At 33.9% G+C, this 6,953-nt stretch carries 7 protein-coding genes and 1 pseudogene; all 8 read left to right on the plus strand.

Annotation, left to right across the window (positions count from 1 at the left end; translation table 11 throughout):
• The first annotated feature begins 268 nt into the window (after nt 1–268).
• Nucleotides 269–1,072 (plus strand): hypothetical protein, encoded by an 804-nt coding sequence (locus tag IC220_RS05655; protein WP_188153535.1) that lies wholly within the window; start codon nt 269–271, stop codon nt 1,070–1,072.
• 42 nt (nt 1,073–1,114) lie between these two features.
• A complete protein-coding gene (locus IC220_RS05660; protein ID WP_188153536.1) occupies nt 1,115–2,287 on the plus strand; it encodes an aspartate aminotransferase family protein in 1,173 nt (390 codons plus the stop codon).
• A 37-nt stretch (nt 2,288–2,324) separates the two neighbouring features.
• A complete protein-coding gene (locus tag IC220_RS05665) occupies nt 2,325–3,227 on the plus strand; it encodes an aminoglycoside phosphotransferase family protein (protein ID WP_188153537.1) in 903 nt (300 codons plus the stop codon).
• Between the two features lie 104 nt (nt 3,228–3,331).
• On the plus strand, nt 3,332–4,606 hold the full coding sequence (locus IC220_RS05670) for an HlyC/CorC family transporter (RefSeq protein WP_188153538.1): 1,275 nt from the start codon (nt 3,332–3,334) through the stop codon (nt 4,604–4,606).
• Between the two features lie 13 nt (nt 4,607–4,619).
• Entirely contained in the window at nt 4,620–4,886 is a 267-nt protein-coding gene (locus IC220_RS05675; protein WP_188153539.1) for a DUF2312 domain-containing protein, read from the plus strand.
• On the plus strand, nt 4,879–5,442 hold the full coding sequence (locus IC220_RS05680; RefSeq protein ID WP_188153540.1) for a UbiX family flavin prenyltransferase: 564 nt from the start codon (nt 4,879–4,881) through the stop codon (nt 5,440–5,442). The genes IC220_RS05675 and IC220_RS05680 overlap by 8 nt, the downstream gene beginning before the upstream one ends.
• The gene (gene folD, locus IC220_RS05685; RefSeq protein ID WP_188153541.1) at nt 5,439–6,323 is read left to right on the plus strand and encodes a bifunctional methylenetetrahydrofolate dehydrogenase/methenyltetrahydrofolate cyclohydrolase FolD; all 885 of its coding nucleotides are present in this window, start codon (nt 5,439–5,441) and stop codon (nt 6,321–6,323) included. Before IC220_RS05680 ends, folD begins: the two co-directional genes overlap by 4 nt.
• 503 nt (nt 6,324–6,826) lie before the next feature.
• A pseudogene (locus IC220_RS05695) lies at nt 6,827–6,953 on the plus strand (IS256 family transposase); the annotation flags it as partial.

A 6,953-nucleotide genomic window follows, 5' to 3' on the forward strand; every position in this document is an offset into this window, starting at 1 on the left:
ATTATATATCTTATTGCATTAATAATCGCTCTAATATCGTGTTTTCTTGGCCTTCCTATTGCCCCTTGTGCAACGTATGGCTCTAGTATTTCCCATTCTTTGTCACTTATGTCACTTGGATACATTTTTTTACCTCTTAATTCTACATTTGCTTTAGTATATTTATCTTTTCATTTCTTTTCAAGACATCTTCTTAGAATTTACAAGCATGTCTTTCTCTCCTGAAGCAAAGGTCTTACTTGCAATTGGAGCATCACTATTATTTTTTATGTTAATCTATGACACATTATATAATCAAGAAAATAATAATGAAAGTAGTATAATATCGATTTTAAGTAAAGCAACTCTTTCGATTTCAAATATATTACTCTTGCCTTGTGCAGTTGGTGCTGGGCTGCTTGTTGGTACTACTGAAATTTTTACTAACAGCCAGTCAGTGTTTGCTTTTTCTTTGAACAGCAGCGTTGCTTTTATATCAACAGCCATAGTTCCTCTAGGGATAACCGCGCTTGTAAATCCCTGCAATACATGTGAGTGGGATGTTGGTCACAAATTAGAACGAGTGACTTCCGTAATTGTGCAATGCGGTATTGTAGTGGGAATTGCCACATTAGGTTGGAGTTTTGTTACAGATGTATTAGCAAAAAGCCAACAACTTTTTACTATTCTTGAATCTGTAGGTAGCGGATTATATAGTTCCGCAAGTGCATTATTGTCTGTAATTTTAGCACCTGTGATGATGTTGGCAAGTCATTGTATATTCAATAAACTTCAAATATCTTTCCAAGATGGCATAAAAGATCATAAATTAGCAAAAGATCAAGCTATAGAACCAGAAAAAACTCAAGCTAGAAGTACAGGCACTATTGTGACTAAACAAGCAGAGAAAACGGAGGTACGGCATGAGGTAAATCATAATGATGAGTTTCGTAGGGTATTTGTTAATTATATAACAAGGGCAATCACAGAAGCAAATCATTCTTCCCTTATTGACAGCAAAACTCAGGAGACACAATCTTCAATGGTTGAAGGAATTTCAAACAGAACACAAGAAAACGCTAGGTGTCGATAGATTCATTTCACTATAATGTAAAGTAATACACAAATACATAAAATGAGTCATATTGTTAACTCCTATAATAGGCTTAAAATTCCCATAGTTAGAGGAGAGGGAATGTACCTTTTTGATCAAAGTGGCAAGAAATATTTAGATTTTGCTGCAGGAATTGCTACAACTTCTTTAGGGCATTGTCATCCGTACATTGTAGAAAAACTGAAAGAACAACTAGATTCACTGTGGCACTGTTCTAATCTTCTTACTATACCGCAACAAGAATTACTTGCTGAGCGTTTGGTTAGTTTAACTTTTGCAGATAAAATCTTTTTCTGTTCTAGTGGGCTTGAAGCAACTGAAGCTGCAATAAAATTTATTCGCCGCTATTTTTACGTAAAAGGCCAAAAAAAGCGCAATCGTATTATTACAATCGAAGGTGGATTTCACGGCCGCAGTATAGCTGCAATCTCTGCAGGAGGAAATGAAAGATCACGGGAAGGTTTTGCTCCCCTACTTTCTGGATTTGATAAAGTACCCAAGAATAACATTCTAGCTTTAGAAGAAAAGATTAGTGATGAAACGGCTGCTGTATTTTTGGAACCCATACAAAGCGAGGGAGGAGTGTATTCACTGAATGTAGAATATCTTCAGCAAGTAAGGCAAATTACAGAAGCTCAAGGAATTATTTTATGTTTTGATGAAGTACAATGCGGCTATGGACGTATTGGCTCTCTATTTCATTACCAAAATATAGGAGTTGAACCGGACATATTAACATGTGCAAAAGCAATGGGCAATGGATTTCCCATTGCTGCATGTTTAACAAAAGATTATATAGCAGAGGCTATTACACCAGGAGCTCATGGATCAACTTATGGTGGCAATCCACTAGCTATGACTGTTGGCAATGCAGTATTAGATATGATGTTGAAAGAAGGTTTTTTTAGTCATGTTCAAAAGGTAAGTAAGTATTTAAGAAAAAAATTGCTATACTTGGCTGAGAAGTTTTCAAAGAAAGTCTTGGAAGTTCGTGGTGAAGGGCTGCTTATAGGAATAGAACTAAAAGCTCCCATAGCTGATAAAACTGTTGACCAGTGTTTCAATAAAGGTTTAATGTTAACTAAAGTTTTAAATAATAGAGTAATTAGAATTACTCCTCCGCTTATCGTTAAAAATGAACATATAGACATTGCTTGTGACATACTTTATGATTCAATTGCCTTCAATGTTTAACACTTATTCTCTATAAGATGTAGTATTATGAAAATAAATGATCAGCAAAAAACTAGCTATACCACTTGTTACTGAACTTATTGCACAGCAGTTTCCAGAATGGGCCCATTTAGAAATTAAACCTGTTGAATCGGATGGTATGGATAATAGAACCTTCAGACTGGGTGAAGAGATGTTGATAAGGTTACCAAGTGCAGAAAATTACGCACTGCAAGTCTCTAAGGAGCAAAAATGGCTCAAAATACTGGCTCTACATTTGTCATTTTCCATTCCTAAACCACTTGCAATGGGACAACCATCAGAAGACTATCCTTGGAACTGGTCAATATATAAGTGGATTGAAGGGGAAAGTGCCAATATGTTGTCCTTTGATGATATGCATTTGAATATCATTGCTTTTCAACTTGCTCAGTTTTTAAATGAATTACACAAGATTGATACTGAAAATGGTCCTCATGCAGGACTTCATAATTATTGGCGTGGTGATCATGTTGCAGTTTATGATATAGAAACAAAGTCAGCTATTGCACAGTTACAAGATTTTATTGATGCTAGAACTGTAACATTAATTTGGGAAAAGGCTATGAGCTCAAAATGGAATCAGGATCCAGTGTGGATTCACGGTGATTTTACCAGTGGAAATATTCTAATAAAGGATGAACAAGTAGCTGCTATAATCGATTTTGGGTGTATGGGCATTGGCGATCCAGCCTGTGATTTAGTGATTGCTTGGACATTTTTTAAAAACGAAAGTCGTAAAATTTTCAAATCAAATCTATGCTTTGATCAAGATACATGGACAAGAGCACAAGGTTGGGCTTTATGGAAGGCACTCGTTACAATCACGTCGCTAAAAGACAAAACCTGTAGAAAAGCTATTGAACAACATGAGATAATTAATGAAATCTTAAATGAATATAATATGCAAAACAACTTCTAAAATTCAAAATTTTAAAGTATGATATGCTACGGTATTAAAAAACTTTAAATTTACAAATGCTTTTCAGAATGGGTAACATTAATTCTATTTTTTAACACATTTCAATGGATTGGACATCAATTTTCTTATTATCAGTAATTTTTCTTTTACTGGTGTTATCACTTTTTTTCTCTGGTGCAGAAATAAGCCTTACTTCAGTTAGCCGTTCCCGTATTAATAAGTTGAAGTTAAGTGGCAATAAAAAAGCAAAAGTGATAAATTACTTATTAAACAAAAAAGAGTTAACAATAGGCACTATATTACTTGGCAATACAATTGTTAATATCACATGCTCTTCTTTATCTACGGGAATATTCATAGAAATTTTTGGCAATGAAGGAATTTTTATATCAACAATTGTAATAACATTGTGTATTTTATTGTTTTGTGAGGTTTTACCAAAAACTTATGCCATTCAAAACCCAGAAAGAACTGCACTATCCTCTTCTTATTTTTTGCTATTTTTTGTTGAAGTTCTCTCTCCATTAACAATAGGTATACAATTCATTGTCAATCTTGTTCTAAAGTTATGCGGACTTCATAAGAATAAAGAAGTGATATCTGCAGCAGATGCAATGCGTAATATGATCACTTTACATCGTAGCGAAGGCACTATGTTACAGCAGGATTTAGATATGTTAAATAGCATACTAGATTTAGCTGAAACAGAAATATCGCAGATTATGACTCATAGAAAGAACTTATTTTCTCTCGATATAAATCAAAATAAAGAAGATTTAATAAAGGGTATTTTAACCAGTAGTCACAGTAGAATTCCCTTATGGGATGGTGAACCAGAAAATATTGTTGGCGTCGTTCATGTAAAAAATCTTATCAATGCTTTGCGTGAAAAAAATGATGAAGTGAATATTGCCACAGTCATGTCAAAACCATGGTTCATACCTGAAAGCACCTTACTAAGCGTTCAATTACATAACTTCCGTAAAAACAGAAAACATTTTGCGCTTGTTATTGATGAGTATGGTACACTGCAAGGAATTGTAACTCTTGAAGATATATTAGAAGAAATAGTAGGAGATATTTCCGATGAACATGATATAGTTACGGAAAATCTTATAAAAAAAATATCTGATAATTTGTACCATATAAACGGTGGAGCCACAATTAGAGACATTAATAGACAGTTGCATTGGGATCTGCCAAGTGAAGAAGCAACAACCCTGGCTGGGATGATTGTGAATGATATAGAGCGCATTCCAGATGAAAGTGAAGAGTTTGCTATGTATGGTTTTTGTTTTAAAATTTTAAAAAAAGATGAAAATATAATTACTACTGTTGAAGTACAAGTAAAAACTGATAATACTAATAGCAGTGATTAATTATGGAGTTCTTATGGAAGATACAGTTAAAGTAACAGCTGAAGAGTTAAAAGGTTATATAGAAAGAATTGAAAATCTTGAGCAAGAAAAAAAAGATGTACAGGATCATATTCGTGATGTGTATTCTAAAGCAGCAGATGAAGGTTTTGATACAAAAGTCATGAAACAAATCATTAGATTAAGAAAGATGGATGATGAAGATAGAGAAGAACAGGAAGTATTGCTTGATGTCTACAAACGTGCATTAGGAATGAATTGTGAAGAAGAACTAAGTGAGTAACAGAATTGTAATTGGAATAAGTGGTGCATCTGGTTCTATTTATGGTGTACGTGTTCTAGAGGCGTTAAAAGGCGCTCGCTATGAGACTCACTTAGTAATAAGTAATGCTGGAAAAATCACTATAGCTCATGAAACGTCTAGGAAACTTGCGGACATTACCTCGCTTGCAGACTTCTATTATTCTGAAGAAAAAGTAGGAGAAAAGATAGCCAGTGGCTCATTTAAAACTTTAGGGATGATTATTGCTCCATGCTCTATGAAAACAATGTCAGAAATTGCATCAGGCGTTACTTCTAATCTATTGACCAGGGCAGCAGATGTAACATTGAAAGAACGAAGAAGATTAGTTTTAATGGTTCGAGAATCACCGTTACATCTTGGACATTTGCGTAATATGTTAAAATTAACAGAAATGGGGGCAATCATTGCTCCGCCAGTACCTGCATTTTATATCAAACCAAACTCATTAGATGATATAATTAATCATTCTGTTGGCAAAACATTGGACTTATTTGATATAAAACTTTCTGATTTTAAGGAGTGGCAAGGAGTATGATCATTATAGATGGTAAAAAAATAGCAAATGATTTATGTGAGCAATTATCAAAAAAAATTGATCTCTTAAAAAAAGAACATAATATTTTTCCTTGTTTAAAAGTAATTCTTGTTGGCAATAATCCGGCAAGTGAGGTATATGTTCGCAATAAACAAAAAAAAGCAGAATCAATAGGTATAAATTCTGAAACTATTACCCTTCCTGGTGATATATTAGAAAATGAATTAATTAAAATAATTGATGAACTAAATAAGGATAAATCTGTCAACGGAATTTTAGTACAGCTACCATTACCACGTCACATCGATGCAAGCAGAGTTATTAATTCAGTCAGCATGGAAAAAGATGTAGATGGGTTTCATGATGAAAATGTCGGCAAATTAGTAAAAGGTGAAAAAAATTGCCTTATACCCTGCACTCCTAGAGGAGCATTACATCTAATCAAATCAATTGAAACTGACCTTTCTGGCAAAAACGCAGTAGTAATTGGCAGGTCTAATATTGTGGGTAAACCAATGTTTCATTTGTTGCTGCAAGAGAACTGTACAGTTACTATTTTACATTCAAGAAGTCAGAACTTATTTGATTATTGTTCTAAAGCAGACATAGTAGTTGCAGCAGTAGGAAAACCAAATTTTGTTCAAGCAGATTGGATAAAAGATGGAGCAACAGTGATTGACGTTGGTATAAATAGTATTGCAGGAAAAAACAAACTAGTAGGTGATGTTGATTTTGAAGGGGTAAAAGAGAAAGCCAAAGCCAAAGCCAAAGCCAAAGCTATTACACCGGTTCCTGGAGGTGTAGGCCCAATGACCATTGCATTTCTCATGATGAACACTGTTACTGCTGCTTGTTTGCAAAGAGGCGGTATAGATCTATAGCTGACTCAAATTAGGTAAACCTTATTTTAGGTGTACAGCTCCAGAAATACTGTTTGTACTGTCAACAAATTATTTGATTAAAAAAATAACAGAACAATTTAAGATTATATATTCTATAAATTAGTGTCACTGTACTTTCAGTTTGTGTGGACGTACAGTTACACTACCAAGCTAAAGTCAAAGTAAAATATAATCTATAGTACTTTCAAAAGCGAATGATAAGGGTATAATATACTATTAATGAATAGGAAAAGTGATGGTATATAGTATAGATTTAAGAGAAAAAGCATATCTAATGGTGGAAAAAAGGGAAGTCAAAATCTGAAGTAGCAGAGCTTTTGGAGATAGGAATAGCAACGATTTACCGATGGCTAAAAAAGAAAGCTGCGGGTGAAAGCCTGGAACCATACACTAGCTTTTTTATATTTGTGGGGGAGTGTTAAATAAACTGTGTCAAACCGAAAAATGATATATTAATGATATAAAAAATGGAGGTTTAACAAATGAAAGAAAAAAGAGCAAACAACTATGTTGGATTAGTAAACTATCAAGAATTAGAGACAAATATCCTGTCATCTATAAGAGAAGGTAAACCACTAACCGGAAGAGAAGGAGCACTGACACCTTTGA

Origin of the sequence: Wolbachia endosymbiont of Pentalonia nigronervosa, from assembly GCF_014534705.1 — a bacterium.
Taxonomy (GTDB): domain Bacteria; phylum Pseudomonadota; class Alphaproteobacteria; order Rickettsiales; family Anaplasmataceae; genus Wolbachia.